This window comes from Pseudomonas sp. MPB03 (assembly GCF_046605385.1).
Lineage (GTDB): Bacteria > Pseudomonadota > Gammaproteobacteria > Pseudomonadales > Pseudomonadaceae > Aquipseudomonas > Aquipseudomonas zanjanensis.
Window position 1 is genome coordinate 2,641,903 of record NZ_CP176770.1, and the last position, 25,716, is coordinate 2,667,618.

26 protein-coding genes and 1 pseudogene are annotated in these 25,716 nt (G+C 56.8%); 12 read left to right on the forward strand and 15 right to left on the reverse strand.

The window, feature by feature from the left end:
* Positions 1–10 precede the first annotated feature (10 nt).
* The 3 genes from ACLH0I_RS11810 to ACLH0I_RS11820 form a co-directional block, all read right to left on the reverse strand.
* Positions 11–964 carry an alpha/beta fold hydrolase gene (locus ACLH0I_RS11810; RefSeq protein WP_411387147.1) on the reverse strand — a complete coding sequence of 318 codons (954 nt, stop codon included), beginning with the start codon at positions 962–964 and terminating at the stop codon, positions 11–13.
* 324 nt (positions 965–1,288) lie between these two features.
* Positions 1,289–1,519 carry a hypothetical protein gene (locus ACLH0I_RS11815; protein ID WP_411387148.1) on the reverse strand — a complete coding sequence of 77 codons (231 nt, stop codon included), beginning with the start codon at positions 1,517–1,519 and terminating at the stop codon, positions 1,289–1,291.
* A 78-nt stretch (positions 1,520–1,597) separates the two neighbouring features.
* Positions 1,598–2,398, reverse strand: coding sequence for a hypothetical protein (locus tag ACLH0I_RS11820; RefSeq protein ID WP_411387149.1), 801 nt, complete (start codon positions 2,396–2,398; stop codon positions 1,598–1,600).
* 216 nt (positions 2,399–2,614) lie between these two features.
* Between ACLH0I_RS11820 and ACLH0I_RS11825 the strand changes: the two genes are divergently transcribed.
* Positions 2,615–3,361: a substrate-binding periplasmic protein gene (locus ACLH0I_RS11825; RefSeq protein ID WP_411387150.1), complete on the forward strand. Its 747-nt coding sequence runs from the start codon at positions 2,615–2,617 to the stop codon at positions 3,359–3,361.
* A gap of 387 nt (positions 3,362–3,748) precedes the next feature.
* Here the strand turns inward: ACLH0I_RS11825 and ACLH0I_RS11830 are convergent, their stop codons facing one another.
* Positions 3,749–5,059 (reverse strand): hypothetical protein, encoded by a 1,311-nt coding sequence (locus ACLH0I_RS11830; protein ID WP_411387151.1) that lies wholly within the window; start codon positions 5,057–5,059, stop codon positions 3,749–3,751.
* 230 nt (positions 5,060–5,289) lie between these two features.
* Positions 5,290–6,750: a fatty acid desaturase gene (locus ACLH0I_RS11835; RefSeq protein ID WP_250964458.1), complete on the reverse strand. Its 1,461-nt coding sequence runs from the start codon at positions 6,748–6,750 to the stop codon at positions 5,290–5,292.
* 107 nt (positions 6,751–6,857) lie between these two features.
* On the opposite strand from ACLH0I_RS11835, the gene ACLH0I_RS11840 reads away from it, so the two are divergent.
* Complete coding sequence (locus ACLH0I_RS11840) at positions 6,858–7,583, forward strand: hypothetical protein (RefSeq protein WP_411387152.1); 726 nt, start codon at positions 6,858–6,860, stop codon at positions 7,581–7,583.
* Positions 7,577–8,692, forward strand: coding sequence for a hypothetical protein (locus ACLH0I_RS11845; protein ID WP_411387153.1), 1,116 nt, complete (start codon positions 7,577–7,579; stop codon positions 8,690–8,692). Before ACLH0I_RS11840 ends, ACLH0I_RS11845 begins: the two co-directional genes overlap by 7 nt.
* Here ACLH0I_RS11845 and ACLH0I_RS11850 read toward each other — a convergent pair.
* Both ACLH0I_RS11850 and ACLH0I_RS11855 read right to left on the reverse strand, forming a co-directional pair.
* Entirely contained in the window at positions 8,680–9,438 is a 759-nt protein-coding gene (locus tag ACLH0I_RS11850) for a hypothetical protein (protein WP_411387154.1), read from the reverse strand. The genes ACLH0I_RS11845 and ACLH0I_RS11850 overlap by 13 nt on opposite strands.
* A 164-nt stretch (positions 9,439–9,602) precedes the next feature.
* Positions 9,603–10,529 (reverse strand): metal-dependent hydrolase, encoded by a 927-nt coding sequence (locus tag ACLH0I_RS11855; RefSeq protein ID WP_411387155.1) that lies wholly within the window; start codon positions 10,527–10,529, stop codon positions 9,603–9,605.
* A gap of 41 nt (positions 10,530–10,570) precedes the next feature.
* Between ACLH0I_RS11855 and ACLH0I_RS11860 the strand changes: the two genes are divergently transcribed.
* The 5 genes from ACLH0I_RS11860 (at position 10,571) to ACLH0I_RS11880 (ending at position 17,509) form a co-directional block, all read left to right on the forward strand.
* Positions 10,571–11,500 (forward strand): fatty acid desaturase family protein, encoded by a 930-nt coding sequence (locus ACLH0I_RS11860; RefSeq protein ID WP_411387156.1) that lies wholly within the window; start codon positions 10,571–10,573, stop codon positions 11,498–11,500.
* The gene (locus ACLH0I_RS11865) at positions 11,500–13,101 is read left to right on the forward strand and encodes a GH3 auxin-responsive promoter family protein (RefSeq protein ID WP_411387157.1); all 1,602 of its coding nucleotides are present in this window, start codon (positions 11,500–11,502) and stop codon (positions 13,099–13,101) included. Before ACLH0I_RS11860 ends, ACLH0I_RS11865 begins: the two co-directional genes overlap by 1 nt.
* Positions 13,086–14,171: a Rieske 2Fe-2S domain-containing protein gene (locus tag ACLH0I_RS11870; protein WP_411387158.1), complete on the forward strand. Its 1,086-nt coding sequence runs from the start codon at positions 13,086–13,088 to the stop codon at positions 14,169–14,171. The genes ACLH0I_RS11865 and ACLH0I_RS11870 overlap by 16 nt, the downstream gene beginning before the upstream one ends.
* A gap of 203 nt (positions 14,172–14,374) precedes the next feature.
* The gene (locus ACLH0I_RS11875; RefSeq protein ID WP_411387159.1) at positions 14,375–15,424 is read left to right on the forward strand and encodes a nucleoside hydrolase; all 1,050 of its coding nucleotides are present in this window, start codon (positions 14,375–14,377) and stop codon (positions 15,422–15,424) included.
* Positions 15,425–15,520: 96 nt separating this feature from the next.
* Positions 15,521–17,509 (forward strand): M10 family metallopeptidase C-terminal domain-containing protein, encoded by a 1,989-nt coding sequence (locus ACLH0I_RS11880; RefSeq protein ID WP_411387160.1) that lies wholly within the window; start codon positions 15,521–15,523, stop codon positions 17,507–17,509.
* Between the two features lie 94 nt (positions 17,510–17,603).
* Here the strand turns inward: ACLH0I_RS11880 and ACLH0I_RS11885 are convergent, their stop codons facing one another.
* Positions 17,604–17,786: a hypothetical protein gene (locus tag ACLH0I_RS11885; protein ID WP_411387492.1), complete on the reverse strand. Its 183-nt coding sequence runs from the start codon at positions 17,784–17,786 to the stop codon at positions 17,604–17,606.
* A 401-nt stretch (positions 17,787–18,187) separates the two neighbouring features.
* Positions 18,188–18,460, reverse strand: coding sequence for a hypothetical protein (locus ACLH0I_RS11890; protein ID WP_411387161.1), 273 nt, complete (start codon positions 18,458–18,460; stop codon positions 18,188–18,190).
* Positions 18,461–18,546: 86 nt separating this feature from the next.
* Here ACLH0I_RS11890 and ACLH0I_RS11895 point away from each other — a divergent pair.
* Positions 18,547–18,675: pseudogene (locus ACLH0I_RS11895) on the forward strand (LysR family transcriptional regulator); the annotation flags it as partial.
* 39 nt (positions 18,676–18,714) lie between these two features.
* Here ACLH0I_RS11895 and ACLH0I_RS11900 read toward each other — a convergent pair.
* On the reverse strand, positions 18,715–19,632 hold the full coding sequence (locus tag ACLH0I_RS11900; protein WP_411387162.1) for a LysR family transcriptional regulator: 918 nt from the start codon (positions 19,630–19,632) through the stop codon (positions 18,715–18,717).
* A gap of 84 nt (positions 19,633–19,716) precedes the next feature.
* Between ACLH0I_RS11900 and ACLH0I_RS11905 the strand changes: the two genes are divergently transcribed.
* Entirely contained in the window at positions 19,717–20,508 is a 792-nt protein-coding gene (locus ACLH0I_RS11905) for an NAD(P)H-dependent oxidoreductase (RefSeq protein WP_411387163.1), read from the forward strand.
* A gap of 229 nt (positions 20,509–20,737) precedes the next feature.
* On the opposite strand, the gene ACLH0I_RS11910 is transcribed toward ACLH0I_RS11905, so the two are convergent.
* From ACLH0I_RS11910 to ACLH0I_RS11920, 3 genes are all read right to left on the reverse strand, one after another.
* Positions 20,738–20,920 (reverse strand): hypothetical protein, encoded by a 183-nt coding sequence (locus ACLH0I_RS11910; RefSeq protein ID WP_186709347.1) that lies wholly within the window; start codon positions 20,918–20,920, stop codon positions 20,738–20,740.
* Positions 20,921–20,998: 78 nt separating this feature from the next.
* Positions 20,999–21,433, reverse strand: a complete 435-nt coding sequence (locus ACLH0I_RS11915; RefSeq protein ID WP_411387164.1) for a hypothetical protein — start codon at positions 21,431–21,433, stop codon at positions 20,999–21,001.
* A gap of 435 nt (positions 21,434–21,868) precedes the next feature.
* Positions 21,869–22,141 (reverse strand): hypothetical protein, encoded by a 273-nt coding sequence (locus tag ACLH0I_RS11920; protein ID WP_018601122.1) that lies wholly within the window; start codon positions 22,139–22,141, stop codon positions 21,869–21,871.
* Between the two features lie 288 nt (positions 22,142–22,429).
* Between ACLH0I_RS11920 and ACLH0I_RS11925 the strand changes: the two genes are divergently transcribed.
* Positions 22,430–23,101: a DUF2268 domain-containing putative Zn-dependent protease gene (locus ACLH0I_RS11925; RefSeq protein ID WP_411387165.1), complete on the forward strand. Its 672-nt coding sequence runs from the start codon at positions 22,430–22,432 to the stop codon at positions 23,099–23,101.
* Here ACLH0I_RS11925 and ACLH0I_RS11930 read toward each other — a convergent pair.
* Both ACLH0I_RS11930 and ACLH0I_RS11935 read right to left on the reverse strand, forming a co-directional pair.
* The gene (locus ACLH0I_RS11930) at positions 23,055–23,576 is read right to left on the reverse strand and encodes an HIT family protein (protein ID WP_411387166.1); all 522 of its coding nucleotides are present in this window, start codon (positions 23,574–23,576) and stop codon (positions 23,055–23,057) included. The genes ACLH0I_RS11925 and ACLH0I_RS11930 overlap by 47 nt on opposite strands.
* Positions 23,577–23,681: 105 nt before the next feature.
* Entirely contained in the window at positions 23,682–24,548 is an 867-nt protein-coding gene (locus ACLH0I_RS11935) for a LysR family transcriptional regulator (RefSeq protein WP_411387167.1), read from the reverse strand.
* Between the two features lie 102 nt (positions 24,549–24,650).
* Between ACLH0I_RS11935 and ACLH0I_RS11940 the strand changes: the two genes are divergently transcribed.
* Positions 24,651–25,568 (forward strand): DMT family transporter, encoded by a 918-nt coding sequence (locus ACLH0I_RS11940; protein ID WP_411387168.1) that lies wholly within the window; start codon positions 24,651–24,653, stop codon positions 25,566–25,568.
* Positions 25,569–25,716: the final 148 nt, after the last annotated feature.

A 25,716-nucleotide genomic window follows, 5' to 3' on the forward strand; every position in this document is an offset into this window, starting at 1 on the left:
ATCTGCGCTTTTATTCCTTGAGGAACGTCAGCAGATCCTGGTTCAACCGGTCCTTGTGGGTTTCGGTCAAGCCGTGCGGTGCGCCAGGGTAGACGATCAGTCGAGCGCCTTTGATCAGCGCCGCCGAGGCCCGGCCTGCTGCGTCGATCGGCACGATCTGATCGTCATCGCCATGGATGACCAAGGTCGGCACGTCGAACTTCTTCAAATCGCCGCGGAAATCTGTCGCCGAGAAGGCCGCGATCGAGTCATAGGTATTCTTGCTGCCACCCTGCATACCCTGCACCCAGAACGATTGGATCAGTCCCTGGGACGGCTTGGCGCCCTTGCGGTTGTAGCCGTAGAACGGGCCCGAGGCGATGTCCAGGTACAGCTGCGAGCGGTTCTCCAGGGACGCCTTGCGCAGGCCGTCGAACACTTCGATAGGCAAGCCACCAGGGTTGGTTTCTGTCTTGAGCATCAGCGGTGGCACCGAAGAAACCAGCACGGCTTTTTTCACCCGGGCGGTACCGTGGCGACCGATATACCGCGCCACTTCACCGCCCCCCGTCGAGAAGCCCACCAGCGTCACGTTCTTGAGGTCCAGTGCTTCAATCACCGCCGCCAGGTCGTCGGCGTAGTGGTCCATGTCGTTGCCTTCCCAAGGCTGGCTGGAGCGACCGTGACCGCGACGGTCGTGGGCAATCACCCGATAGCCTTTCGAGGCGAGGAACATCATCTGGCCTTCCCAGCTGTCGGAGTCCAGCGGCCAGCCGTGGCTGAACGTCACGACCTGGCCATCACGCGGGCCCCAGTCCTTGTAGTACAGCTGCACGCCATCCTGGGTGGTGATGTAGCTGGCGGACTGGACCACGCTGCCGACAGCGGATGCGCTGGCAGCGGCCTGGACCGGCGACGCGGCTTCGGCGTTGAGGGTGGCCAAGGCCAGGGTCGCGACAGCCAGGGTGCGGTTGAAGGTGTTCATCGTGTCTCTCTCCATAAGGTCGGTTTGATCTGCGGCGATCGTCATCGATCGCGTTGGTGGGCAGATTAGAGAGAGAGGCCGATGACGAGAACGGCGTGGGCATCGATAGCAACTATGGGAAAATCGGATAGCTGCGTTGCGCTTCGGTTGCCGTGACTCGTTCGTGGCGAGGGAGCTTGCTCCCGCTGGGTGGCGCAGCCGCCCCAAACGGAGCGACGCGAGTCTTCCTGGTGTATTTCATTGGCCGATGTGCGACGGCTGCGCCGCCGAGCGGGAGCAAGCTCCCTCGCCACAATGTATTGTTCAAGCGCCCTGAAATCGCCCTCAACCAAACGAAGGCATCGGCCCCAACGAATTAATGATCCACACGACCACCGCTACGGCCGCCAGCACCGCGACCACGATGCTGATAAGCACCCATTTAAGAATTTTCAGCCCTTTCGACGGAGCCCCCGGCGCGAGGGGCTCCACCGGGAACGTCATCTCCCCGGCGCATCGCGGGCAAACAGCGGTGTCGTCAAGGAGGAGGTAGCCGCAGTGTTCGCAGTTTGTCATGTCGTCACTTCAAGGCTCAAAGGAGGGTAGCCCTCTATGGGCTTGTAAAAGCGGCCAAAAACACCGGGCGCCAGTCGCTTAATATTTGTAGACGATGCCCAGCCTGCCCATGATCTCCAGGGCAGTGACCAGGCCCAGGCCATTCATGGGCAGGCAGGCGAAGGCTTGGTATTCATCGAAGTGCGTGCCGATGGCCAGCAACTTCAAATCATGGGTTTCCAGCTGCCCATTGAAGTAGTGCAGGAGCGCGCGTTCCCAATCGTCGGCGCGGTTGACCGCCTCGATGGTTTTACGCTCGGGCGTCGGAATTTCAATGTCCAGCTGCCGCAATGGGGCCAAGGCATTGACCGCATCGACGCCGCAGGACGACCATTCCTTCCATTCGAACCCGGCCAATTGATTGGTCTCGGTGAGCGCTGACTCGACTTGCGTCCAGGCCCAATCCCACTGCCCGGTAGGCGCCGGCAGGTTCTGAATAAGTGCTTGCGCGTGAGCCTCGTCGAACAGGCTATCGAACAGGTCAGCCAGGGTATCGGCCAGATCGGGCTGCGGCCCTTGCCCCTGGGTGTCCAGGTCGTGGCTCAAGCGCTGCCACAGGCTGCCCAGCTCGTCCCAATCCTCGTCATCCATGTCATCCTCGATCACCTGGGCCTTATGGCCGCGCAGGTAATTGTCCAGCCGCGTCTTGCGCACACGCACGCTGCCTTCGGCAAGATCGACATCATAGCTGCGGTAATCCAGGTAGTTGGTCTGGAACACGATGCGGTCTGGAAACACTTCATGGGCAAGGCTTTCCTCCACATCGAAATACGCCGCGCCTTCGAAATCGCCATGGGCGCTGATGATGCGTTGCAACGACAGGGGATCGATTGGGTTCATGTGGGCTGGGTCACAAGGAGGAGGGCGAAAGGGAGACGCCGTGCACGTTGGCCGATATCCGGTTCGCGCTGATCCTACACCAAGCGCCAGTGGCTGCTAAGGGGCGGAATGTGGACTGCGTCAACTGCCGGGCAAGTGTTTGGGTCTATGCTTACCTTGCCTTCGTGAATCAGGCCCACCCATGCACGAACACCGAACGGTCCACAGGGAGTACGCGTGAGACATTCGATACCGGCTGCAGCGTTGTTTTGCCTATTGCTCGGCACGGTTGCCAGGGCTGAGCAGTATCAAATCGTCACCGAAGAATGGGCGCCGTACAACTACCAGGAAAACAACCGGCTCACCGGCATGACCACCGAGATCGTCCGGGCCATCATGGCGCTGACCGGAGATGATTTCGAAGTGCTGCTGCAGCCCAGCATGCGCACCAGCCAGATACTCAAGCACCGTCCCAAGACCATCATGTATTCCATGTTTCGCACGCCGGAACGCGAATCGCAGTTCAAATGGGTCGGGCCGATCGTGGAAGAGTCCATCCACCCTTATCAACTGGCCAATGCGCCGCCGCTGGACACCCTGGAACAACTCCTTAACGCCTCGCAGATCACCACGCGCCACGCCGGCCTGGTCCCTCAGATGCTGCAGTCACTGGGCTTCAACAACCTGGACAAAAGCGCCACCGAGAGCAAGCTGCTCTACCGCATGCTGCTTGCCGGTCGCACCCAGATCATTGTTGGCGACACTGATGCGGGCGTGGCTTATTACAGCCGTCAACTGGATATCGCCCCGGGCACCTTGCGACGGATTCCTATCGAACTGTATCGCTCATCGCTGTACATCGCCTTCAGTCCCGACAGTGAGGATGAAGTGGTGGCGGCGTGGTCCCGGGCGTTGGAGCAGTTGCGGCGTTCGGGGGAATTGGAGCGGATTCAGCGGCGGTATGAGGGCGCGGGAGGACAATGAACGCGCGGAACCGGCGAAAGCCGGTCCGCAAGCCTTCACTCATTTCACGCTCTGCAGCAATCAGGCCGGCCAGCGCCGGTGAAACGACGATTGCCGACCTGTTGCGCTGCAATGAGCCAGCAGCAACGACACTGGGGTTAACGGAATGTCCAGTGGGAGCTGGTTTACCTACGGGCTCTGGATCAAAACGATTATCAGGCTTGATTTGTTTTTTTGAAAAATATCGTCCATGTCACTCAGTATCGACTTACTTCCGTAATATGAGTGTCCTATGAAGCTGAAGCTCGTATCAGCATTGGATGCATCGAGGGTGTCTACTCCCTTCAACAACGCGAGGTTTGCACCAGAGTCGCCTAGCCTGGGTGAAGCTATATCATGGTAAGCGCTCTATTTGCTGAATGAACATTCTACGAGCGTGTTAACAAATGCCGCTTTGTTTGCCACTTTCCTGGTTCGAATCGCGTCTTGATATAAAAGTGCGTCCTCGGTTGACAACCCCGTGCACCGCCCTAATAGATCGTCAGCCTGGATAGCTACCATGGACGTGTCTGAAGGAAGTGTCACTTTGCTTTCATCAAACCACATTGAAGCTAAGTTCAGGGTGGCAAGCTTTCTTTCCTGGGAGTCTGGCAGGCTGTCCTTGATTGTTTTAAGGGTGTGTACAGCGCGGCCGCGAATCTCGGTGCTTTCTAAACTATTCCTGATTTCCTGCATTTTTTCTGCAGTCAATTGATTGTTTAAAAGGCTTGGTCCAGTTGCCGCGATACTTGATTTCAGTGCGGAAAAAATTATCTGCTGAGCATCATTATTTACCGCGTTTTTTGCTTTGCTCACCTCAATGACCATATATGAGTTATCTGTATAGAAGCAATCGTCAGCAGGTTCGAGCATTAGAGCGCAGCGTGAGTTGACAACTCTTCCTGTGGCATCATTGTAAGCTAGGGATGACCAAGGGATTTGTTTGGTGCGATCTTCGCTTCTTATCAGAACATAATTTCCGGCCTCAATAGCGGCAGAGCTTGGGTTTGCGGTAGGTTTTTCATCGGTCGGGCTTTTCAAGTCAAATGAAAAAGTAAATATATTGTCATCTTGATCATCCTTGATAAAAACCTCAGCTAAAGATGAAAGGATCGCCGTGGCTGGATGTGCAGGAGGATAAAAAGTTTCGCCGAGCCCGGCAAGGTTTGCGGCCAGATTTCTTAATTGGGTGCCGTCGGTATCTAACTCTATTATATAGAAGTCAAGTTTCAGAGGGTTTCCGCCATAAGTTATTGGGCCGAAAACACCATGGAGATTTGATAAGTTGAGAAACTGCCCGCGACGCACGTCATTGCTATAAAAAATAACCTTGGAGTTTTTTATTCCGTCGCTTCCAAACTTTCTATTGCAAGGGTCCTCGCAGGTGCTGGAAACGATTGCAATGTCCCCGGTCGTTGGTTCGTTTCTAACTACCCGCAACAGGCTTCTATATTCTATAAAGTCTTTTATGAAAACTTGCTTCAATGAAACGGTGATCGGGTCGCCGGCGCTAATCAGATTCGCTGCGGCTTCAGAGCGAATGTATTTTGGGTTTAGACTTCCTTGGTGGGTGCCGGGTCTATTATATCGGTAATCAACAGCTCCCTGATTGCTGATGGCGCAAGCTGAGCAGAGTGTAATTAGCGATAATATCGTTGCGTTCGCGAATAGGCTGCGCATAATAATTGATCACTCCTTGTGTGCTTTTTTATTTTATTGTTTGCTTGTTGGGTGCAGCATAGTTTAGATTTTTTCGACGTAAAGCCGCTTTGTGTATTTTTTATCAAAAGGGGATTGGTGGCTTGAGGGGCTGCTACTGAAGTACGTTGTGAAGGGTGTGTTAAATAAAGAAGTGTTTCAAGAATGACTCAGATAACACATGTCTCACGCGGTTCGGAAAGAGGGCGGAATTAGCTTTTTTGCTTCGCCGCAGACCAGAGCAGGGAAAGAAGCGTACGCGAATCCATCAAACGCTCGTCGGCCTCCACCAGGCCTGGAAGCGCATGCCATGGATGGTTGGCGTTGCGATGATGATGCAAGTGCAGATTGATGTGATAAGGCCAAATGAAAAACCTGCCTGCACATCTCACTTTCCAGGCGTAAGTCCATTGCTGCCAGCCTGGGGTTACGCCAGGTCCACCACTGTGTTCGGCGATGCTACGGATTTTCTGTAGCAGCGTTCCCAAGGTGGCGAGTGGCAAAAACCATAACAGCACGATAAGCATCATGGTCTGGGCGCTGGTTTGCCAGGCGATGACAGATAAGAGGGCGAGCCAGATAGTGCCCGCAGCAGCAATGGGTCGTGTCATCTTCGGTGAAACCCCGCCCGCATCTCTGTAAGCGCGCAGGTTACGCAGCGTGTTAATAAGGAACAGATCCCCCAGCAATTGCCTGAGCAATAAGCTCCCGGACAGCGGTCGGAAATTCCATGGCTGGCGGTGATAAAGAAAGCGCCGCTCCGGATCTTTCGTTGATCCCGTGTGCTGATGATGCTCAAGGTGCAGTGGTCTATAAAATTCAATGGGCACCGTACCCGGGACACCGATGGCCACGTTGATCAAAAAGTCATTGATACCGCGATGACGCGTCAGGTGATAGTGAGTCGCGTCGTGGTACAGAATGAACAATGCATGTTGGCGCGCGGCAATAATGACAAAAGCCAGGCAATACATACGCCAGTCCGAAACATACAGCGCAATGCGCAACGTCACGATGATGCACAACCACTCAAGCAGGATGGCCCCCAAGGTGCGCAAATCCACCTTCAGGCGATTCAGCGCTATTGTCGTCAAACCCGCTGCTGCGCCAATGGCTGCCCCATAGACCACATCGAGCAGTACATGCTGGCCGGTCGTCAACACGGTGATTGCCAGCATCAGGCTCCATAGCGCGAAGATCCCTGCCTGGCGGACACGCAGATAACCCAGCACAACGCTGATGGCCACCGGTAATGCAACATGCCCGCTGGGTGACGCCGCCAGCGGTGAGTCAACGCTGTAGAACCACGCCAGCCACTGCGACGTGCTATCCGGACGCTCTATAACGGTGGGCCAGAACAGGTGGCTCACCAGGCAGGTTCCAGAGGCCAGGGCCGCCGCAAAAAAAGCCGGTAGCAGCCAGTCGCGGTGACGCCCTAGAAACACGAGCGCGGGCATGATCAATAAATAGCTAAGGTACAAGGGCAGTGTGTAAGGCAGTTGCGCAATGTGCGCATCGATAGCGCCGGGCTGAATAATCCGTACCGGCCCCATCGGGAAATGCGTGACGAGAAAATACAGGATGCCTGTCACAACGGTATAAACCAGCAGCCAACTGACGGGACGGGTCACCCTTGAGGCATTGACAGGACGGTGTTCGACAGTGGATGACATGATCAAGGCGCCTGGGTAAACGAGGAGGGCGAGTGGAAGTCTACGTTGCATTGGCCGATTGATCTGGCCAATATCCATCCCCCTTGCTTGCGATGCTGAAGGTCTCCATGAGTTTGAGTGCAACCTCCGTTGAATGCGCCCATCTGCATCTGAATGAAATTGATCGGATGTTCGAGATTTATTCTGCGTCCTACTCCGACACCTCGCGAGTAAGGTTCGATCAGGATTTCAAGGAAAAGACCCACTGCATCGTTTTACGGGATGCGGGTGAAATAATCGTCGGATTTACCACGCTCAAACTGTATGAAAAAACCTGGGCCGGCAAACCGATCAGGGTGATTTTTTCGGGCGATACAATCATTGATCGTGAACACTGGGGAAGCCAGCAATTGGCTTTCGCCTGGATGCGACTGGCGGGGGACATCTGGCAGGAGCAGTCTGAAACCCCCCTCTATTGGTTTCTGATCTGCAAGGGTCACCGGACCTACCGTTATTTGGGCGCCATGGCTTTGAACTATTCGCCCCGAGCCGGGACGATGACAAATCCTGGCGTTCAGGCACTGATGGATCACTTGGCAATCGATCGTTTTGGTGAGGCCTATGATCCGAAAACGGGCGTTCTGTCCTTCAAGGTTCCACAAGGTCGGCTGACCGCGGAATTGGCGCAGGTTCCAGCGGCTCACCTGCGTCTGGCAAACGTAGTGTATTTTCTGGAAAGAAACCCTCTTTACGCATCGGGCGATGAGTTGGTCTGTTTGTGCGAGCTGCACCCCAATAATTTTCGGCCGATGGTGCTGCGCTTGTTTGCTGGCGCTCAACCATCGCCATGCTGATTCGCCAGGCAAGCGCCGCGGACAACCTGAAATTACTCGACTTTCAGGCGCAGCGGGCGATGCAGGGTGGTTTGCCGATGCGGTTTGACCGTGGGCCGGACTATTTCGCGCTGCATCATTGTCACGCCACGGACCATCGAACCTGGATAGCCGAAAGCGAGGTGGGGGAACTCAAAGGCATCGCCAGCCTGGTGGTCCGCGATGGCTACCTTAATGGCGGTATCGAGCCTGTGGCCTATCTGGGGGATCTGCGGCTGGTGCCCGACAGACGCCTGTCGAAGTCGTGGATGGCTGAGGTCAAAGTGCGGCTCGAAGCGTTGGCCCGTGAAACCGGTGCTCTGCACGCTTATTGCTGTGTCATTCGCGGCAACAGGCTCGCAGTTCACTCGCTTCTGGGTGGGCGGCGAGCCAATCCGCTCATGCTTTCGCACTGGCGCGGCTATAGCAACGTCTCCGTATATGGTCAGCGGGGGTGGAGTCGCGCGCCAAGAACGCCGGAAAACGTCCGCATCGTTCGAGCCCAGCCGGCCCATACGGATGCACTGCGGGCATTTCTCGATCGCGAGTCGACAGGCCAGCCCTTTGGTTGCGTCTTCAGTGAAGCGCAGTTCTCGCGACGCCTGGAAACCTGGCCGGACTTCGGAATCGAGTCATTTCTCCTGGCCTTGGACACCCGTAACAATGTGCTCGGTTGTGTCGCCCCTTGGGATGCCGGGCGTATCAAGCGGGTGGTGCTGGAAAAACTGCCCATGGCACACCAGGCACTTCGCCTGGCTTTCAACGCCTGCGCGCCAGTCTTGGGGCGCCCTGCCATTGCTGCACCTGGCGAGGCGCTGCGGGACATCTACCTGACGCATTTACAGGTGCGGCAGCGAAACCCGCACATTTTCGCTGCACTGCTGGATGCCGCGTGGGTGCGCGTTCGCGGTCAGTACGCGTTGATGCAGATGTGCTTGTATGACGATGATCCGCTTTGGGCCGCCATGAGCCGTTATCGTAGCGTCGCCATCCCCATGGACCTGTATACGGCGCCCTGCATCGGCGGTGCGTCAGCGTTGGCACCGATGGAGGCGGCGCGTATTCCGGGGTTTGAGATCTATCTCGTCTGATAGCCCAGGCCGGGCTTGGTCTCGTGCAGGACATTCAACAGCGCCAACCAAAAACGGGTTGTATCAAATCCACCACCGCCCAAGACAGGCTGGCCGTGATCGAGGTGCGGCAGGCAAATCTGCGGCATGCCATCGAGTCGTTGATGGTCGAGGTAAAACTGACCGTCATGCGCCCAGCCGGGTCGCAGCGCATTGAGGCGTGCGTGATGCGTGTCAAGAGCAGAGCAGGGCGCGCAGGTCCAACTGACGACATGCGCGCAATGCAGGTCAGCGGCCAGATGGTCGAGCAGGTGAGCAATGTGCGGGTCGCGCAGGCGGCTGATGTCTCGTGCGCCATCGGCCACCCAGGGCATTCTGGCAAACACTCGACGAATGCGATCCAAAGGATATCGTTGGGCCGGTTGGTGCGTGCTGCAACCCAGCACCTCATCCATCACCGTCGACGGGCCTGCCGGAGGTTGCACCAACGCAACGCCGTCACACGCCTCACTCAAGACGCTGTTCCGTGAGATTGCCGCAAGCGCATCGAGCCCCCCCTTGCTGTGAGCCAACACAACGAATCGCTGGCCTGGCTGGAGTTCGGCAGTCAGTACCTTGTCGATAGACGTTCCTTGAGCCATCACCCCACGGGAAGAGCGCACGGGCATGCGCAGGACCTGATAGTTCGAGCGCCGTAGCGTCTGGGCGCAATCTTGAAAACAACGTGGCAACCATTCGGAAAACAGTCCGGCAACCAGTACTACCAACGTACTTCGAGGAAGACGTGGCGCGGGGTCATGCCAGCATGCGATAAATGGCTCTGTCCAATCAAGGTGTGCAGCGGGTCTCGCCCATTGCGTGGCTGGAAAATGAAGCGGCCATTCGTCAAAACCTTCTGGCACCCAGGTTTTTTTTCCCGACAAGGGGGGCCTCACGGCGTGGGCCCAGCGTATTCATCCAGCCTGAGACGAGCCGTTTCCAGGGCTGCACTGTTGTCGAGCTTATTGGGGTGAAAGCCAGGAATGAACCAGGCCAGCCAGCTCGCAAATGCCCGGGTCAGTGGGCCAGGATTTACAAACAGCCACCACTGCAAGCGCGCCCACCCTCGCCAGTTACGGCGTTGCCCATCAGTGCCTGCAAGTTGGTAGATGAAATACAGCAGATCGACTGCGAAGTACGCGGTCATTACCAGCATGATCCCGCACCGCATCAGGTATCGCCAAAGTGGACGACGCACAACCAGACACAACACGTCGTAGGCGACGGCCTTGTGTTCGGTTTCTTCTATGGCATGCCAGCGCCATAGCATGGCCATCGTCGAATCGGCACCGTTGAGAACAGCGGGATTTCGCAAGAGTTGGTCGGAGAGAATGGCAGTGAAATGTTCCAGGCTGGCGGCCATGGCCAGGCGAGTCGCTGGCGACAATCGATTGCCAACTTCCTGTCGGCGCAGCAGCAGTTTTTCCAGCGCCTCAACCGGCGCGCCTTGTGCCGCGAGTCGCTGGTTATACAGCCTGTGCTCGCGAATATGCGAGGCCTCCTGATAAACAAACGCTTCAACCGCGTCGCAAAGCGATCCCTCTGTTTCTATCTCGGTACGAAAATGCGTGACGCTATCAATGAACAGCTTTTCGCCGAGTGGAAACATGATCGACAGGCCATCAAAAAAACGCGTGACGTGGGGCCAGTCACGGTACCAATAACGGGGAATACGCTCATCGAGGGCAAAGCGTACGTTGCGGCGGGAAATATTTGCGGCGGGGGCTTTTGCCGCCGGACGCCAGGATAAAAGGCCTTTGAGATACGACATCATCGACGGTGCGGCCCTGAAAAAACGACAGGCTATCTCTTTTGTCATTGATCGTGTAAATGGATATCCGACTTTCCATGGGGCCTCTTATGCGCAGTTCCGGTGATACTTCACCCTCTCGTCGTTACGACTTGGCCAATCTGTGTGTATTGATGCTGCAGACATTCGTTTGGGGGGCGACGCTGACGTGGTTGTCATCCACGGATGCGGGGTGGTTCAAGTGGCTTGTGCTGATTCCTTTTTGCCTGGTCATGCAAGGGGTCTTTTCGATGATGCACGAGGCCTTTCATGGGCTGGCCCATAGTAAGAGCAAGCTGAATTACTTCGTGATGTGGTGGGCTTCGACCCTGTTTGGCGCGTCGGCTACGCTCATCCATATCAACCATCTTGGGCACCACACGCGTAATCGCACCCGAGCGGAACTGGCTGATTTTGCCAGCGCAGACGAGTCGTTGCTGCGCAAGCGAGTCGAATACTATTTCGCGATTCTGGGCGGTATCTGGCTCGCGGCATTTATTGGCAGTCTTTTGTTGCCGTTACTGCCGGCGCGTATCACTGGCCGGTGGTCGCAAACCGCCGAGGTCAACACCTATGCGGCCGCCTTCAAGGACTTTTCCAAAAGCGATTTCAGCCGTATCCGGCTGGAGGTGATCGCCAGTGTCGCGCTGTGGTTATCGGTCGGGACAGTGTTGGGGTGGAAAGGGCATGTCGTCCTGTTGACCTACATCGCCTTTGCTTTTTCCTGGTCTTCGCTGCAGTGGGTCTACCACATGCGCACGCCGTTGGACGTGGTTGAGGGGGCCTACAACATGAGGGCGCCGCGCCTGGTCCGTTGGGCCTTTCTGAACTTTAACTACAACCTCACCCATCATCGACAATCACAACTGCATTGGCAGCAGATGCACCGGGCATCGAACCTGAAGGAAACCCGGCCATTGTGGTTTGGCTGGCTCCAGGTTTTCTTGCCACCCCAGCGTCTACCGGATGACCTGACGCAACTCGCCAAGACCTACTTTTGATGAGTGCCGACAATGGCGTCAAGCGCACGCTGTGGGAGCGCTTTATAGAAAGCGCGCAACCCCTGCTTGATCAATGGCACGAGCAACTTGAGCAGCCAGAATTGGCGCAAGAGCGGCTATTGCAACGATTGCTGAAGGCCAACAGTGATTGTGCGTTCGGGCGTGCCCACAACTTTGCGGGTCTCGCTGATTCAGCGCAGTTTCGCGACAACGTCCCGATTCATGCCTACTCACAACTGCATCCCTGGATAGAGCGAGCTCAAACTGAATCGGAATCGATTCTGACTTCCCGGCCGCCGCTGTTCTTCGAGCGTACGAGCGGTAGCAGTGCGCTGCACAAAGCGATTCCTTATACCCGCGACTTCCTGTCTGAAATGCACAGTGCCCTAGGCGTCTGGCTTGCGGATATGTACCGTCAAGTCCCGGGGATCAGTCATGGCTCAGGCTACTGGTCAATGTCACCCCCCTTGCAAGTACCGGTGATGGGCCCTAATGGTATTCCCGTTGGTTCAGCCAGTGATCTGGAATACCTGAAGGGCAGCAGCATTGCGGGACTGGCCGGAACGTTGTTGATTCCAGCGTTTGCCGGTGATCTGTCCAACTGGCGTAGGCAGACGCTCCTGGCGTTGGTGGCAGACGCTGATTTGAGTTTTATCAGTGTCTGGAGTCCTACGTTCTTGACCAGTTTGTTGCAGCCAGTGTTCGGTGGTGGAACCGCTGAGCACGAGCAGACGTTTGCTTGGCTGGACGATGCGCTACCCGCCGCCCGCAGGTCTGCGTTGCGCCGTGCGCGAGCCCAAGGTGTCTGCACTGAGTTATGGCCACGGCTGGCAGCCGTCAGTTGCTGGATGGATGGCCCCAGCCGCAACTACTACAGGCCATTGGCGGCGCGCTTCCCCCAGGCGCAATGGTTACCCAAAGGTCTGTTTGCCACCGAAGGAGTGGTCAGCGTGCCATTCGGTGATGAGCCGGGGTGTCCCTTGGCGATTGGCAGCCATTATCTTGAGTTTGTCTGCGAAGACGGTTCGCTACGCAATGCCCACTCCCTGCGCCTGGGCGAAAGCGCGCAAGTCCTGCTGACAACCGGTGGCGGCTTGTATCGCTACGCATTGGGGGACCGAGTCCGAGTCGTCGGCATGCTGGGGGCTACTCCGCGTGTAGAGTTTGTGGGGCGTACGACGGTGACCAGTGATCTGGTCGGAGAAAAGCTTGATGAGCACATCGTGCAAAGCATTTTTGACCGTTGCATCACCACGGCAGGGGCTGCTTGCCTGATCCCCAACGCCTCGGCTACGCCACCGCATTACCTCGCGCTGGTTGCGACCTCTGACGACCTGGATGCAGGCGCATTGGCCCTGGCGGTCGAATCGGAACTGTCCAACGCCTTTCATTACAACCAGGCACGCCGACTTGGGCAGTTGGGGCCGCTTCGGGTTCGCTTGCTTAAAGGCAGCGCTGATGTGTTGGCCCAAGTACTTCAACAGGCGGCGGAGTTAAGCGGTATCCGCGCCGGTGACGTCAAACCTCGTCCATTGATCAATCGGCTTGAGACAGCCGAGGCCATTCTCGCGCTAACGGAAAGCTCATGTCGGCATCTTTGAATACCCATCTTGAAGCGCCTTGCGATGGAACCCTCGAACAATGGTATGTGGCTTGCGCCCAGAAAGAACTGCGCAAGAACAAACCTTACCGGGCAAGAATCCTCGGCCTGAACCTGGTGCTTTTTCGTCAGCGTGATGGGCAGGTAGCGGCGTTGCTGGACCAATGCGTGCATCGGGGAACCCGACTGTCCGCCGGCAAGGTTTCCGATGATTGCCTTGTCTGTCCCTACCATGGCTGGCGCTACGATGCCCAAGGGCAAGTGGTCCACATCCCCAGTCTCGGCGCTAAACAGTGTTCATCGACATCAGGCGAATATCGCTATAAACAACGCCATTTTGCCGTGCAGGAACTCGATGGCTTGGTCTGGGTATACACCGGTGCGGGTGACCCACAGGCCAAGCCGCTATTCAGGCTGCCGGCTTACGCCGACAAGCGCTGGCAGACCTACTTCATGATCAATACCTTTGACGCCGACGTCGGCAGCCTGGTGCAGAACTTCATGGACGTGCCCCATACCGTCTTCGTACACGAGGGCATCTTCAGATCCAGCACGGGTCGTTCGATGGACGCCACGCTCGCCTGTAAAGCGCGGAGCATTGAAGTGACCTATCACGACGACGGCGACAAGATTGGTGTGATGAACTGGCTGAGTAATCCCGACGGCGAGCCGCTGGTTCACACCGACCGTTTTTTTGCGCCCAACGTCACGCGCTGTGACTACCAGTGGGGCGAGCGCTCGGCTTTTTTGATCATCAGTCAAATTACCCCAATCGATTCACGTCAGTCGCGCGTCTATACCTACATCGCCTACCGCTTCCAACTGCCCCGCTGGGTCCTTCGAGGGTTGCGTCCGTTCATCCATCTGTACACCCGCATCGTCATTCGCCAAGACGTGAAGATCATTCAAGCACACCGACAAGGCCTTGATAACGCGCCGGATTTCAAACCATCCAATGTGCAAGCGGATGCCATACATGTCGGTGTCGAGCAGTTACTGGCGGCGGTTAGGCTAGGAGAGGATTTACCGCCGGCACAGCGTCGTGAGAGCCGGATACGGTTTGAGCTTTGATGGCGTCGACAAAAATACGAGGCATAAACCTGAATCAGGACCAGCTAAATCCCCAGCCACTTGGCCGGGCCGGATCGCGAGACGATAAACAGGCGTTTATCTTGGGCGATGCTACTGTTACCTCGGTACCTGCGGCGGGAGGCGACCGCTGACGGAAGACCTATATCGGACGTGAATTCTTCATTGGCCAGGAGGCTAGCACTATGTCAGCACAATCTCTCACGCACCTGCTTATCGATACCGATGTCGATTTCGACGACTACATGGCGATCTCGTATTTGCTGAAGCATCCTGCGGTCAAGGTCGAAGGCATCACCGTGACAGGGGTGGGCGCTGTTCACTTGAGTCACGGCGTTGAAAACATCAGCAACTTTCTCACCGTGTTCGATGACCCGGAGATCGAGCGCATCCCCGTTGTCGCTGGCTTTCAGCGGCCCATGGTGTACAGCAATACCTTTCCCTTCGAAACACGCCAGGCAGCGGATCAACATTACGACGCGTCGTTTCCACGGACAAACCTGAACCCCACGCGGACCGATGCGGTCGCGTTCTTAATGGATACACTGAAGAACGCCGATCATACATTTACCGTATTGATGATCGGTGGCGGCACGACCTGGGGGCATTTGTTTCAGCAGGCTCAAACCGATCACGCGTTACAAGACTTGTTGCGCAGCAAAATCGATCGCATCGTGATGATGGGAGGCAATTTGTTGCCGCAGTACGTCCAGCCCGGCGCGGGCGGCAATATTATCGACACCCTGGGCGACGCTCCCTACTACACCAATAAGGTCGCAGAGTGGAACATCTTCCTGGACCCGCTTGCTACCCAATATGTTTTTGATGGCGGGGTTCCAGTGCAATTGGTTGCGCTGAATGCTTGTAACCAGATCCGCATCGATCGGGATTTCTTGCGAGCACTCTCCAGCATTCACAACCCGGTTGCTCAATTCCTCACAAACGTGCTGCAAAGCTCGACCATCGCCCCCGGTATCGGCGCTTATCTGTATTTTTGGGACCCGTTGGCGGCCATCGCGATAACCGACCCTGGGTTTCTTCAATTTATCCGATATGGCCTGCGGGTCGAGCAAGCGCTGAACGAAGAACAGGATACGAGCGGGCAGTTGATTCCGGATGACGCTGGCGCTCCGGTCGACATTGCCCTGGGAACGTCACCTGGGTTCGTCTTGTCGCTTTACCTGGGCACTATTGCCGGGAAGTCGGCCGAGGCCACGACATCGATAGCAGAGTAGTAGGCCGTCCAAGAATCTCCCTTCGTCTTGTAAAGTGGCAACCTGACTGAGCCGTGTCTATTGTCTTTGGCGACAATAGCTATCGGAGGCATCGACATGACTCAGATCATTTCGCCCGCCGCTTCAGCTGTGCGGAACACGGGCATGGTCGCCACAACTTTATGGGGCTCGGACAAAATCGGCGGTATCGCGGTCGATCCGGACGGTACTCTCTGGCTTGGCGCTTATAGTCGCCTGGGGCTCGGCGGCGAAGAGGATTCAGGCTTCACCGGTAGCCTGGTCCGGTTCAATGCCGACGGCAGCCTGGACCGCAACTTCAGTGGAGACGGTAAATCCCTTCTCCCGGTGGCGCTCGATATCGAGGACGGCGGTAATGCGGCCGTGCAGCCGGGAGGCGGTTACCTGGTGACGCGCTACGTGAAAGTAGGCGATGCCTGGGTGTCGGGCATCAGTCGTAACTTGGCTGACGGCAGCCTCGATAAGAGTTTCGGCAACGGCGGCACCGCGACAGTGCCTTTCTATTGGAATGAAGATCTTGGCCAGCAAGCGTCGTTCTCCGTGCAACGCGACGGCAGCTTTTTCGCAAGCGCTGGGTATCCCTCCGGGGAGATTTACATCGCCCGCTTCGACGCGACGGGGACCTTGCTCTCGTCTTTCGGCGAGTCTGGGGTCCTGCATCTGCCAGCGTCCGTCGGCATTCACCCCAGCCGCACGCTCGACGTTTCGCTGCAGGCAGACGGGAAGGTTTTAGTCACGGGGCAAGCGACCCTGACCCGCCTCAACCCGGACGGCACGCTGGACAGCAGCTTTGCAAACGGCGGCAGCCTGGCCCTGGATGTTCACGCAAACGCCCTCGTCATCCAGGATGACGGCAAAATCCTCCTGGCGGGCGCCTCGGGCGGTGTAGCGACCGTCATTCGACTCAACGTCGACGGCTCACTCGACACCGATTTCGGTGACCAGGGGCAGGTACGTTGGGGCTCGGAAAGCGCTCCTTTCGCCGTCGCCGACATGATCGTGCTGGCCGACGGCAAGCTATTGATCGGGGGAAGCCAAGGTACGAGCGCGGACGGTTATCTGGCCGCGTTGGTTCAGTTGAACCCCGACGGCAGCCTGGACCACAGCTTTGGCAATCCCGACGACGGTTATCACCACCTTGACGGTGGCCGCGATGACGACTACTTGCTAGGTACCGCCTCGTTCGACGATGCAATCTTTGGCGGGGCCGGTAACGATCTGCTCGATGGCCAGCAAGGTCGCGACCTGCTGACGGGCGGCGCCGGGGCCGATACGTTCCGTTATGAGTCAGTCACCGACAGTTACCGAACCGCAACCGCGGCCCATAGCGACCGAATCACCGACTTCGACCCCAACACCGACACGATCGATCTCTCGTCCCTGGGCTTCCTCGGGCTGGGTGATGGACATGACGGAACCCTGGCAATACGCGTCAATGAAAGCGGGACGCGGACCTACCTGAAAAGTTTCGAGGTCAACGCGGATGGCGAACGTTTCGAATTGGTCTTCGACGGTAACCTGGGGCAAGCGCTGAATGAAGCCAACCTTCTGTTTCAGCAACCCAGGTTGACGGGCACCGAAGGGGCCGATCATCTACAAGGCAACGCCCGAGGCGAAATCATCGAAGGGCGCGCGGGCGATGATCGCCTGTATGGCGCGTTAGGGAATGATGTATTGGTGGGCGGAGAGGGCCGAGATCTATTGGCGGGCGGCGGTAATAACGATGTGTTTCGCTTCGACTTGCTGAGCGACAGCTACCGTACCGCCACCGAAAATCACACGGATCGCCTGATGGACTATACCGTGGGGGAAGACACGATCGATGTGTCCGCCTTGGGCTTTACTCGGTTGGGAAATGGTTACGACGGCACGTTGGACGTGGTTTTTAATGAAGCCAAGGACCTGACTTATTTGAAGAGCTACGAAGCCGACGCGGATGGGGCTCGGTTCGAGTTGAGCTTGGTGGGGGATTATTCCGGGTATCGTAATTTGGATGTCGTCTTTGCCGAGCCGTTGGGGGAGGAGGCCGTTCAATTGGTCGGAGTGGCTGATAACTTCTGGGTGTAAAACGCAAATCTGGAAAAGGGGAGCGGACTGTACTGCTCTATGATTTTCATGGAGGTTCGATGATAGAAGGTCCGCTTCTGCGGGGCTTGTCCGGTTAGATGAACTTGATCAGCAGCGTGGTGACGGTGGCCACCGTGCCGATCATGCCGGTGGCGATCGCGACTGGATACCAGAAGGTTTCGCGAGTCATTTTCCCGGCTTCGGTGTTGAGCTTCTTCGTCTCGGCCATCAACTTAGCGATTTCGACGTGGACTTCTTCCAGCTCTGCGCCGCTCATATTGAATTCCTGCATGGTGTTCATCCTTTCGGGTCACAAGTCGCGCTTTGTGCGCTGCCCATGAGACCCATGCGGTCTATCTCTTGCGGGACACGTCCGGTGAGCACCAGGAAGCGCCGCCAAACGCCACTGGGCGGGGCCTTGCTGCCGTTCATAAAGCCCTAACCCGGCGATCCGATGACAGCCCCAACAGTATAGAAAAGGGGACGGGTCTATTTGCTTTGGCTTTTTATACTTGATACAGACTGCCGTCATCGTTCAGTGGCCGAAAGTAACCTTTGATGCAGCTGATTTCACGGATGCAGATTTGTATATGAGTTTTTTCCGAAAGCTTGTCCCCGGATAAACATCTCGATCACATCCATGAAAGCCCAAAACAAATGACGGGAGGTTTTGACACATTATCGATACGCAGCCGTAAGCTCGCCCGAATTAGTGTAGACCCCCGTCTTTTTAGCAAACACCTTGGCTTCTTCAGGATCCTGTGAAAGGAATTGAGCTAACTGCATCATTCGTTCCGCCACGTCAGAATGAGAATTGTGCATTCGCTTTGAAGCAACGGCCTTTGCTCGGGGAGCCTTCGCTTTGGAAGCAGTCTTTGGTTTGGCGGCGAGATTTTTCACTGGCTCGGCGGTATGGGCTTTCGCGGCTGCGATCTTAGGTTTTTTGGCCATCACGACCTCCTACGATGTTCAGTTCTACGGGTCGACTCTATCGTCAAAGTGACCAGAAATCAGCCACATTGATATTTTGAAACGTTCTGCGCGGCGCTCGGCGTATCTTGGCCGACATGGCCGAGGTCGTAGAAGCCATCGCCGACCAGGGCGTACCCAGAGGCCGCTTGCGGGGCAGCGCGGCCTTTGGCCATGGGCGGCTGGCCATCGTTCCCTCCGAATAGCATGGTTTGAATGTGTGCCTCCCGGTCCATTCATTTCTGCGCGCTGGTTGTTTCCAACGTCGAAGCAATAAGCTCGCGCAGCCACATATGGGCAGGATCGCGATGCAGTCGCTCGGGCCATAACATCAGCATTTCAAACCCGGGAATGGCGAGGGGAGGTGGCTGGACGTGAAGCGCTGGCTCATGTTTCACCAGGCTTTCCGGCACCACCGCAACCAAATCGCTGTGCACCAATGCTGAGACCAGCGAGTTGAAATTGGACACGGACAATACCACTCGCCGTTCCAGACCTTCAGCTGCCAGCGCGTGATCGGTACTGCCAACGAAGCCGGCGCCATCAGGTGACATGATGGCATGTTCAAGGGCGCAGAACGCTTTGAGCGACAGCTTGGTTACCAGCGCGGGATGGCCGCGCCGCGCGGCCAGCACATAGCGTTCATGAATCAAGGAGCGCTGACGCAACTTGGGGGGCGCTTCATCGCGGGTGTGCAGCGCCAGATCGATAAGGCCGTTCTCCAGATCCTTGGCATAGTCGCCAGTCGGTTTATTCATAAGCGCCAACCGCGTATACGGGGCCAAGCGCCTGAGCCGCGAGAGCGACGGCCAGATCAAGGCAGTCGTCGCATAATCACTGGCGGCGATCTTCCACGTTTGATGGGACCGTCCGGGTTCAAAAGCGGCAACAGGACTCAGTGCGCTTTCCAGCGCGGCCAACGCGTCACGCAGGGGCCCCTGCAACTCGCGAGCTCGCTCGGTGGGCGACATCCCTCGGGGGCCAGGCAGCAAAAGCGGATCATCAAGCAGATCTCTCAGCCTGCCCAATTGCAGGCTGACGGTCGGCTGCGCGAGATTGAGCAAGCGCGCCGCCCGCGTCACATTTTGCTCGGCCAACAAGGCATCCAATGTGACCAGCAAATTAAGATCCAGACGGCGCAAGCTATTGTGCATGCAAATACCATGTGTTTCGGGAATTCATTTCTATCATAGCGGATGCATGCTTACGCTGAGGGACAAACTCAACGCGGAGCCCTCATGAACATACTGCTGATCTACGCCCACCCCGAACCTCGTTCGCTCAATGGCGCGCTCAAGGATTTTGCGATCACTCACCTGGAAACAGCAGGCCACGAGGTCAAAGTCTCAGATCTCTACGGCATGGGGTGGAAAGCATCCCTCGATCCGGACGACGCCCCAGGTTATGACGCAGAAACGCCTTTCAACCCGGCACTTGAATCCCAGCGTGTATTTGCCGCTGGCAGCCAACCGGCGGACATCCAGGCAGAGCAGGCCAAATTGCTCTGGGCCGATGCCGTCATCTTTCAATTTCCGCTGTGGTGGTTCTCGATGCCCGCGATTCTCAAGGGCTGGATCGAACGCGTCTACGCTTACGGGTTTGCCTATGGTGTCGGCGAACATAGCGAAAGCCACTGGGGCGATCGCTACGGCGAAGGCAGCATGACAGGCAAGCGTGCCATGTTGGTGGTCACCATGGGCGGTTGGGAATCCCACTACAGTGGCCGAGGGGTGAACGGCGCGTTGGATGACCTGCTATTTCCCATCCAGCATGGGGTGCTTTTCTACCCTGGCTTCTCGGTCATGCCGGCCTTCCCAATCTATAAGACCAGCAAGATGGACGCCGCCCGATTCCAATCCATTTGCACGGCTTATGCCGCTCGCTTGGATACGCTTTTTAGTGATCAACCTCTGCCATTTCGGCGCCAGAATCATGGCGATTATGAAATTCCGGCGTTGACGCTTAAATCGCATCTTGCAGTTGGTCGTTGTGATCTTGGTATTCATATCAGTGACGGGGAGAGGGTTTGAGGTGAAACGCGCTGGCCTAGCGCGCGACTTGGCGCGTAGCTGTAGGCTTGAGCCCAAGGGTGCTGGTAGCCGGGTTGTGCGCCTCAGGATTGATCATTCCTGGAGGTCAGAACGAGAAAGGGGACGGATTTAATTGCTTTTAAATGTATCCGTCCCTTTTTGGTGGTAGGGGACCACTTCGGGTATCGTAATTTGGACATCGTCTTTGCCGAGCCGGGGGCCTGTCCGGTTAGATGAACTTGATCAGCAGCGTGGTGACAGTAGCCACCGTGCCGATCAAACCGGTGGCGACCGCGACTGGATACCAGAAAGTTTCGCGAGTCATTTTCCCGGCTTCGGCGTTGAGCTTCTTCGTCTCGGCCATCAACTTAGCGATTTCGACGTGGACCTTTTCCAGCTCTGCGCCGCTCATATTGAATTCCTGCATGGTGTTCATCCTTTCGGGTCAAGTCGCGCTTTGTGCGCTGCCCTGAGATCCATGCGGTGACCTCTAAGGTACATATCGCAAGCTTTCCTGATCCCAGTATAACCATTCGAACTCTTGACGGTTCAATGCCGCGACCAATTGCGCGTCGCGCATCCTTCTCGCTATGCCAAGGCCAAGACCGGAGTTATCTCTTGCGGGACACGCCCGGCGATCCGATGACAGCCCCAACAGCGTCGCCAGCTTGGCATCGGTGTTGTAGGTCGGAAAAATGCGCCTGAGGTGCCGGAAGTAGGCACCAATTAGATCCCGGTGCGGTGGCTCCCTTTCTTCTTGCCCGGTCAGCAGAATGGGTCGCGAGTGCTGGCTTTCGTCCACCTCGGTTTGCCCTGGCAGTCTTTGTGCTTCCAAGTTGCATGGGAGATGTGCCACGCCCGCTTGCATAGCCGCTTCGAACACGAAGGCCTGTTTTTCTGTAATGCTCGGTAGATTGTCGCTCATAAACCAGTTCCTTAAGCACCCTGCGCGAGAAATCGGGGCCAGACCACGACTATCAAGGGGCGGTTAGGCGGTGATAGCTCTAGTATCTACGAAGCCCGCGGCGATTCCTTGGGGCTTATTTACGTCTTTTCTTTTGCGATTTCAGCCAAAGCATGAATGAGGCTCTCGAAATTATCGGTTTTATACTTTCAGCTAAATAAGTCGCTATAACGTCCGGGCTATCGAGAAAACGCGACGCCTCATAACGAGTAGTATTCGTAGTGTTGAGATTGAGGATAGGAATACCCTCAGGGGTGAATTTATCGCTCATGTCATTCACCTCTCCACATGTCCAGGATCGTGCGCCTCTCTTAATACCTGCTTTGATCTGTTTTATCGCAACCGCTGACCGAGCCGAGGGTGAGAAAGGGCGCTTTTTAAACGCCCTAAGCTCCATCAGCTTTCAACCTGCGCCTGAAGCCGCCGACCAATCACCTCCAGCAAATCGCACCCATCCCGCAACGGAATCACCAAAAGCTGTGCAAAGTCCGAAAGCACCACCGTATCGCTGGTGATCTCAGAACGAAACGCAATGTTCTCCAGCACCTGAGTCACCACACGGATGCGGTAATCAGCTGTGGCGTGTAGTACGTCAAGCGGGGCTTGAGTGTCGATGAGCAGGGAAGCGGGAGTGCAGTCGATGCCGGTGATGGGTGTGTATCTTTGCATGGGATTGCTCCAATTAATTTAAAGGGCTGATCCGATACGCAGGTCGCCAAACCTGATCACCCTATTCGGCGATGGGAATGACTATAGATTTCACCGAACACGACGAGCAAGACACCTACTTCCGAGAGCCTTGTAGGAATCGAGACAGTTTTTTGCCAGAGATAACCGGGCAGACAGAGGCGCAGTCAAACCTGATCGACACTGGACAGTTGCCCGGCGGGGGATCTACCGTCGCGAGCGGCCTGGAGTCATCGAGCCAGATGCTTTGATTAATCAAGGAGAAGGGACATGGAGAAATGGACGCTGCACTGGCTAGAGGCCTCGGGAAGTCTGGCCGAGTTTCGCCACGAACTGGTTGATGAGTTTGACGCCGCCTACGAAGCCATTGCTCGCCTGATGCCTCCACCGCGCCTCGATGTCCTGATTCAGCGGCTACCGGGCGAAACCATTCCGGAAATGGGTCTGGTAGGACGGGCGTATCGCAGTTCCATGTTTACCATGACCCTTGATCCCGACAATCCGAGTTTCTTTTCCAGCCTACGCACCGGCGCACTGCGTCGGCATGTTGTTCATGAGGTTCACCATTGCCTGCGCATGGGCGGTCCTGGTTATGGTTGGACGTTAGGCGAGGCTTTGGTCAGCGAAGGGCTTGCCGGTCAGTTTGTTCGGCATGTGCTTGGTACTGATCCGGAGCCTTGGGAGCATGCCATCGCATCTGCCGATCTATTGCGCTCACCGGTTGGGCTGCAAATTCTCGAATCACGATATTACGATCACAACGAGTGGTTCTTTGGTTTTGGCGACAAACCCAAATGGCTCGGTTACTCGTTGGGCTATCAAATGGTCGGACGTTGGCTTGCGTCGAGGGGCGAAACTGATATTTCGACCTGGGTCAACGCATCTGCAGCAGACATCATGGCCAGCGCGCTGGAGGAAGGTTTGGTGTTGGCTGAGTCCTGAATGCTTGCCGCAACTTTTCAATTACCTGGTTGATAGAGGGCCCTTGGATCACTGGCGGCGTAGGGCTCTCGCCAAACTCACGCCAGATGAACAACGTCAGCTCTGCGCCATCGGTCAATGTCTGTGCGTTTTCTTGAGCCCCAAAGGTTTCCAGCAGCCTGTACCGCGCATCTTTCCAGAACAGTGCCTCGACCCAGTCGTACACCGGGATGAAATGGAAGTGGATGGGATAGCGGGGATCGTGGCCGAAGCGGCTGATGTACAGCCATTTGGGGTTCAGTTGTGTTTCAAGAACGCTCTGGATGTTTGCCATCAGGCCGCCCAGCTCCGCGAGTGCGGGTTCGGGCAATTGGGCCAGTGAGTTAACGTGGTGCTTGGAGCCGAGCATGAGGTAGCCGGGTAGGGCGGAGGCCAGGTGGTGGTTGACTAGCCAGTGGGTGGTTTCGTGGAGGATGAAGTGGGGTGCTATTTCCAAAGCTGACTCCTGCTGATGTTGGGATCTTCGTTTATCAGGATGATCGGGGGCTGCTGCGCAGCCCAGCGGGAGCAAGCTCCCTCGCCACAAGGGGCAGTGCTGCAACTAGCCTTCGAACTCCGTTTGCAGCATCGTCAAAAATGCTTCCCTGGCAGGATGCCTCCCAGCGTTTTCATGCCAGTAGAAAAGGTTATCGATCCCCGTCAACTCCGGAAATTCATACCCTGTCCAACCCGCCCCTTGGCGGTATTGCTCATAGATCCCTCGGGGCACCAGCGACACGCCGGCACCCGCGCTGACACAGCCAACGATGGCGCCATAACTGGCGATGCTGGTGATCGGTTGCACTTGGTCATGACGCAACAGCCACTGCTCCAGCGCCAAGCGGTACGGACAGCCCGTGGGCCACATGAAGATCGCCTTGCCTTGCAGATCGGCGGCGCTGCGCAGCGGGCCGTGGGACTCGGAGGCGATGAGCATCAGGTCTTCGCGGTACATTACGGCTCGCTTGAGTCCAGGCCGTTCGATGTCCACCGCGACGATCACGCCGTCGAGCCGGTGATGCTGGATATCGTCCAGCAGCTGCGCCCAGGTGCCGGTGCTCAGTTCCAGTGAAACGTCCGGATACTGCGCGTGGTATTTGGCGAGCAGCTGGGGCAGGCGGCCCGTGGCGCTGGACTCGATTGCGCCGATGCGCAGTGGGCCACTCGGGGCGCGGGTGGGGGCGACTGCGCGGCGGGCCTCTTCCGTCAGGCTCAGGATTTTGGTCGCGTACTCCAGGAACACTTCGCCCGCCGGGCTGACCCGCAGCCCGCGGCCTTCGCGGAAAAACATCGGCGTGCCGAGTTCCCGTTCCAGGGCCTTCAGGCGTGCGGTGATGTTGGACGGCACGCAGTGCAGCACTTCGGCGGCGCGGGCGATGCTGCCGGTGTCGCAGACCGTCTTGAGCATGCGCAGTTGGGACAGTTCCATAGCTCACCAAAAGTGAATGGTGGGCTGAGTTTAAGTCACTTGTGCTGAGGTGGGGTGGTTTCGATACTTCGAGGCAAATCGGCCAGTGAGCAGGAACTCTAGATGGAAACGCGTTTTGCGCGGGTTGAAGGTTCCTCCGGCAAAACCGATGTGAAGGTTTTCCTGGCGACGCTGTTGGTGATCGTTTGCTGGGCCTATTCGCCGATTGGCATTCGCATTGGCTTGCAGGCTTATGAGCCGGGTCAACTGGCGTTGGTGCGTTTTCTCATCGCGTCAGTGTTCATGGGCTTCGTTGCGATGGTGAAGGGTATTTCCTGGCCACGTCTCAGGGATTTGCCGTTGCTGGCGGTGTTGGGTTTCTTTGCCGTCAGCTTGCACCACATCGCCCTCAATTACGGCCAGCGGGGCGTCAGCGCCGGGGCGGCCAGTGTGCTGGCCCAGTCCACGCCGTTGTTCAGCACGTTGCTGGCGCATTTTGTCTTCAAGGACAGGGTCAGTGGTTGGCAATGGGGCTGTGTGCTGTGCGGCTTGCTTGGCGCAGGCGTGGTGGTCGCGGGGGATCGCGGCTTGGGTGACATGGACGCCCATGGGCTATTGATCCTGTTGGCGGCGCTGTCCTGGAGTGTGTATTTCGCTTTGCAGAAGCGCCATGCCCATCGTTATGACGGTTTGACCGTGGTTTGCTACACCGTTTGGTCGGGCACGATTCTGTTGTTCATTTTTGCGCCGGGGGTGTTGAGCGCGGGGCGACAGGCTTCGGCTTCGGTGAATCTGGCGGTGTTGGTTCTCGGTATTTTTCCCAGTGCGTTGGCGTACCTTGCTTGGGCTTACGTGTTGGCGCACAGCAACGTGAGCCGCGCTTCCATGGCGCTTTACCTGATACCGCCCACGGCGATGTTGATGGCTTCTTTGGTGCTGGCTGAGCGCCCCTCAGTGATGGTTATTGTGGGGGCGGTGATTGTGTTGATGAGTGTGGTGGCGTTGAGGCTTGAGCCGGGGAGTGGGGCAAAAGTCGGTTGATGCTGTCGTGGGTTTAGACAATGAAGGGGATGTTGTAGCGGCTTTTTTTGGGGCTGCTGCGCAGCCCAGCGGGAGCAAGCTCCCTCGCCACAGGGTGTGTTATGGCTACAACTTTTTCCATCCTCGGCCATCGGTCGTGCGGTAGGTT

Excerpts from the sequence above, each read along its gene's own strand:
- ACLH0I_RS11810 (WP_411387147.1), bottom strand. The coding sequence starts at position 964 with ATGAACACCTTCAACCGCACCCTGGCTGTCGCGACCCTGGCCTTGGCC.
- ACLH0I_RS11815 (WP_411387148.1), bottom strand. The coding sequence starts at position 1,519 with ATGACAAACTGCGAACACTGCGGCTACCTCCTCCTTGACGACACCGCT.
- ACLH0I_RS11820 (WP_411387149.1), bottom strand. The coding sequence starts at position 2,398 with ATGAACCCAATCGATCCCCTGTCGTTGCAACGCATCATCAGCGCCCAT.
- ACLH0I_RS11830 (WP_411387151.1), bottom strand. The coding sequence starts at position 5,059 with ATGCGCAGCCTATTCGCGAACGCAACGATATTATCGCTAATTACACTC.
- ACLH0I_RS11835 (WP_250964458.1), bottom strand. The coding sequence starts at position 6,750 with ATGTCATCCACTGTCGAACACCGTCCTGTCAATGCCTCAAGGGTGACC.
- ACLH0I_RS11840 (WP_411387152.1), top strand. The coding sequence starts at position 6,858 with ATGAGTTTGAGTGCAACCTCCGTTGAATGCGCCCATCTGCATCTGAAT.
- ACLH0I_RS11845 (WP_411387153.1), top strand. The coding sequence starts at position 7,577 with ATGCTGATTCGCCAGGCAAGCGCCGCGGACAACCTGAAATTACTCGAC.
- ACLH0I_RS11855 (WP_411387155.1), bottom strand. The coding sequence starts at position 10,529 with ATGACAAAAGAGATAGCCTGTCGTTTTTTCAGGGCCGCACCGTCGATG.
- ACLH0I_RS11860 (WP_411387156.1), top strand. The coding sequence starts at position 10,571 with ATGCGCAGTTCCGGTGATACTTCACCCTCTCGTCGTTACGACTTGGCC.
- ACLH0I_RS11865 (WP_411387157.1), top strand. The coding sequence starts at position 11,500 with ATGAGTGCCGACAATGGCGTCAAGCGCACGCTGTGGGAGCGCTTTATA.
- ACLH0I_RS11870 (WP_411387158.1), top strand. The coding sequence starts at position 13,086 with ATGTCGGCATCTTTGAATACCCATCTTGAAGCGCCTTGCGATGGAACC.
- ACLH0I_RS11875 (WP_411387159.1), top strand. The coding sequence starts at position 14,375 with ATGTCAGCACAATCTCTCACGCACCTGCTTATCGATACCGATGTCGAT.
- ACLH0I_RS11880 (WP_411387160.1), top strand. The coding sequence starts at position 15,521 with ATGACTCAGATCATTTCGCCCGCCGCTTCAGCTGTGCGGAACACGGGC.
- ACLH0I_RS11885 (WP_411387492.1), bottom strand. The coding sequence starts at position 17,786 with ATGAGCGGCGCAGAGCTGGAAGAAGTCCACGTCGAAATCGCTAAGTTG.
- ACLH0I_RS11890 (WP_411387161.1), bottom strand. The coding sequence starts at position 18,460 with ATGGCCAAAAAACCTAAGATCGCAGCCGCGAAAGCCCATACCGCCGAG.
- ACLH0I_RS11900 (WP_411387162.1), bottom strand. The coding sequence starts at position 19,632 with ATGCACAATAGCTTGCGCCGTCTGGATCTTAATTTGCTGGTCACATTG.
- ACLH0I_RS11905 (WP_411387163.1), top strand. The coding sequence starts at position 19,717 with ATGAACATACTGCTGATCTACGCCCACCCCGAACCTCGTTCGCTCAAT.
- ACLH0I_RS11910 (WP_186709347.1), bottom strand. The coding sequence starts at position 20,920 with ATGAGCGGCGCAGAGCTGGAAAAGGTCCACGTCGAAATCGCTAAGTTG.
- ACLH0I_RS11915 (WP_411387164.1), bottom strand. The coding sequence starts at position 21,433 with ATGAGCGACAATCTACCGAGCATTACAGAAAAACAGGCCTTCGTGTTC.
- ACLH0I_RS11920 (WP_018601122.1), bottom strand. The coding sequence starts at position 22,141 with ATGCAAAGATACACACCCATCACCGGCATCGACTGCACTCCCGCTTCC.
- ACLH0I_RS11925 (WP_411387165.1), top strand. The coding sequence starts at position 22,430 with ATGGAGAAATGGACGCTGCACTGGCTAGAGGCCTCGGGAAGTCTGGCC.
- ACLH0I_RS11935 (WP_411387167.1), bottom strand. The coding sequence starts at position 24,548 with ATGGAACTGTCCCAACTGCGCATGCTCAAGACGGTCTGCGACACCGGC.
- ACLH0I_RS11940 (WP_411387168.1), top strand. The coding sequence starts at position 24,651 with ATGGAAACGCGTTTTGCGCGGGTTGAAGGTTCCTCCGGCAAAACCGAT.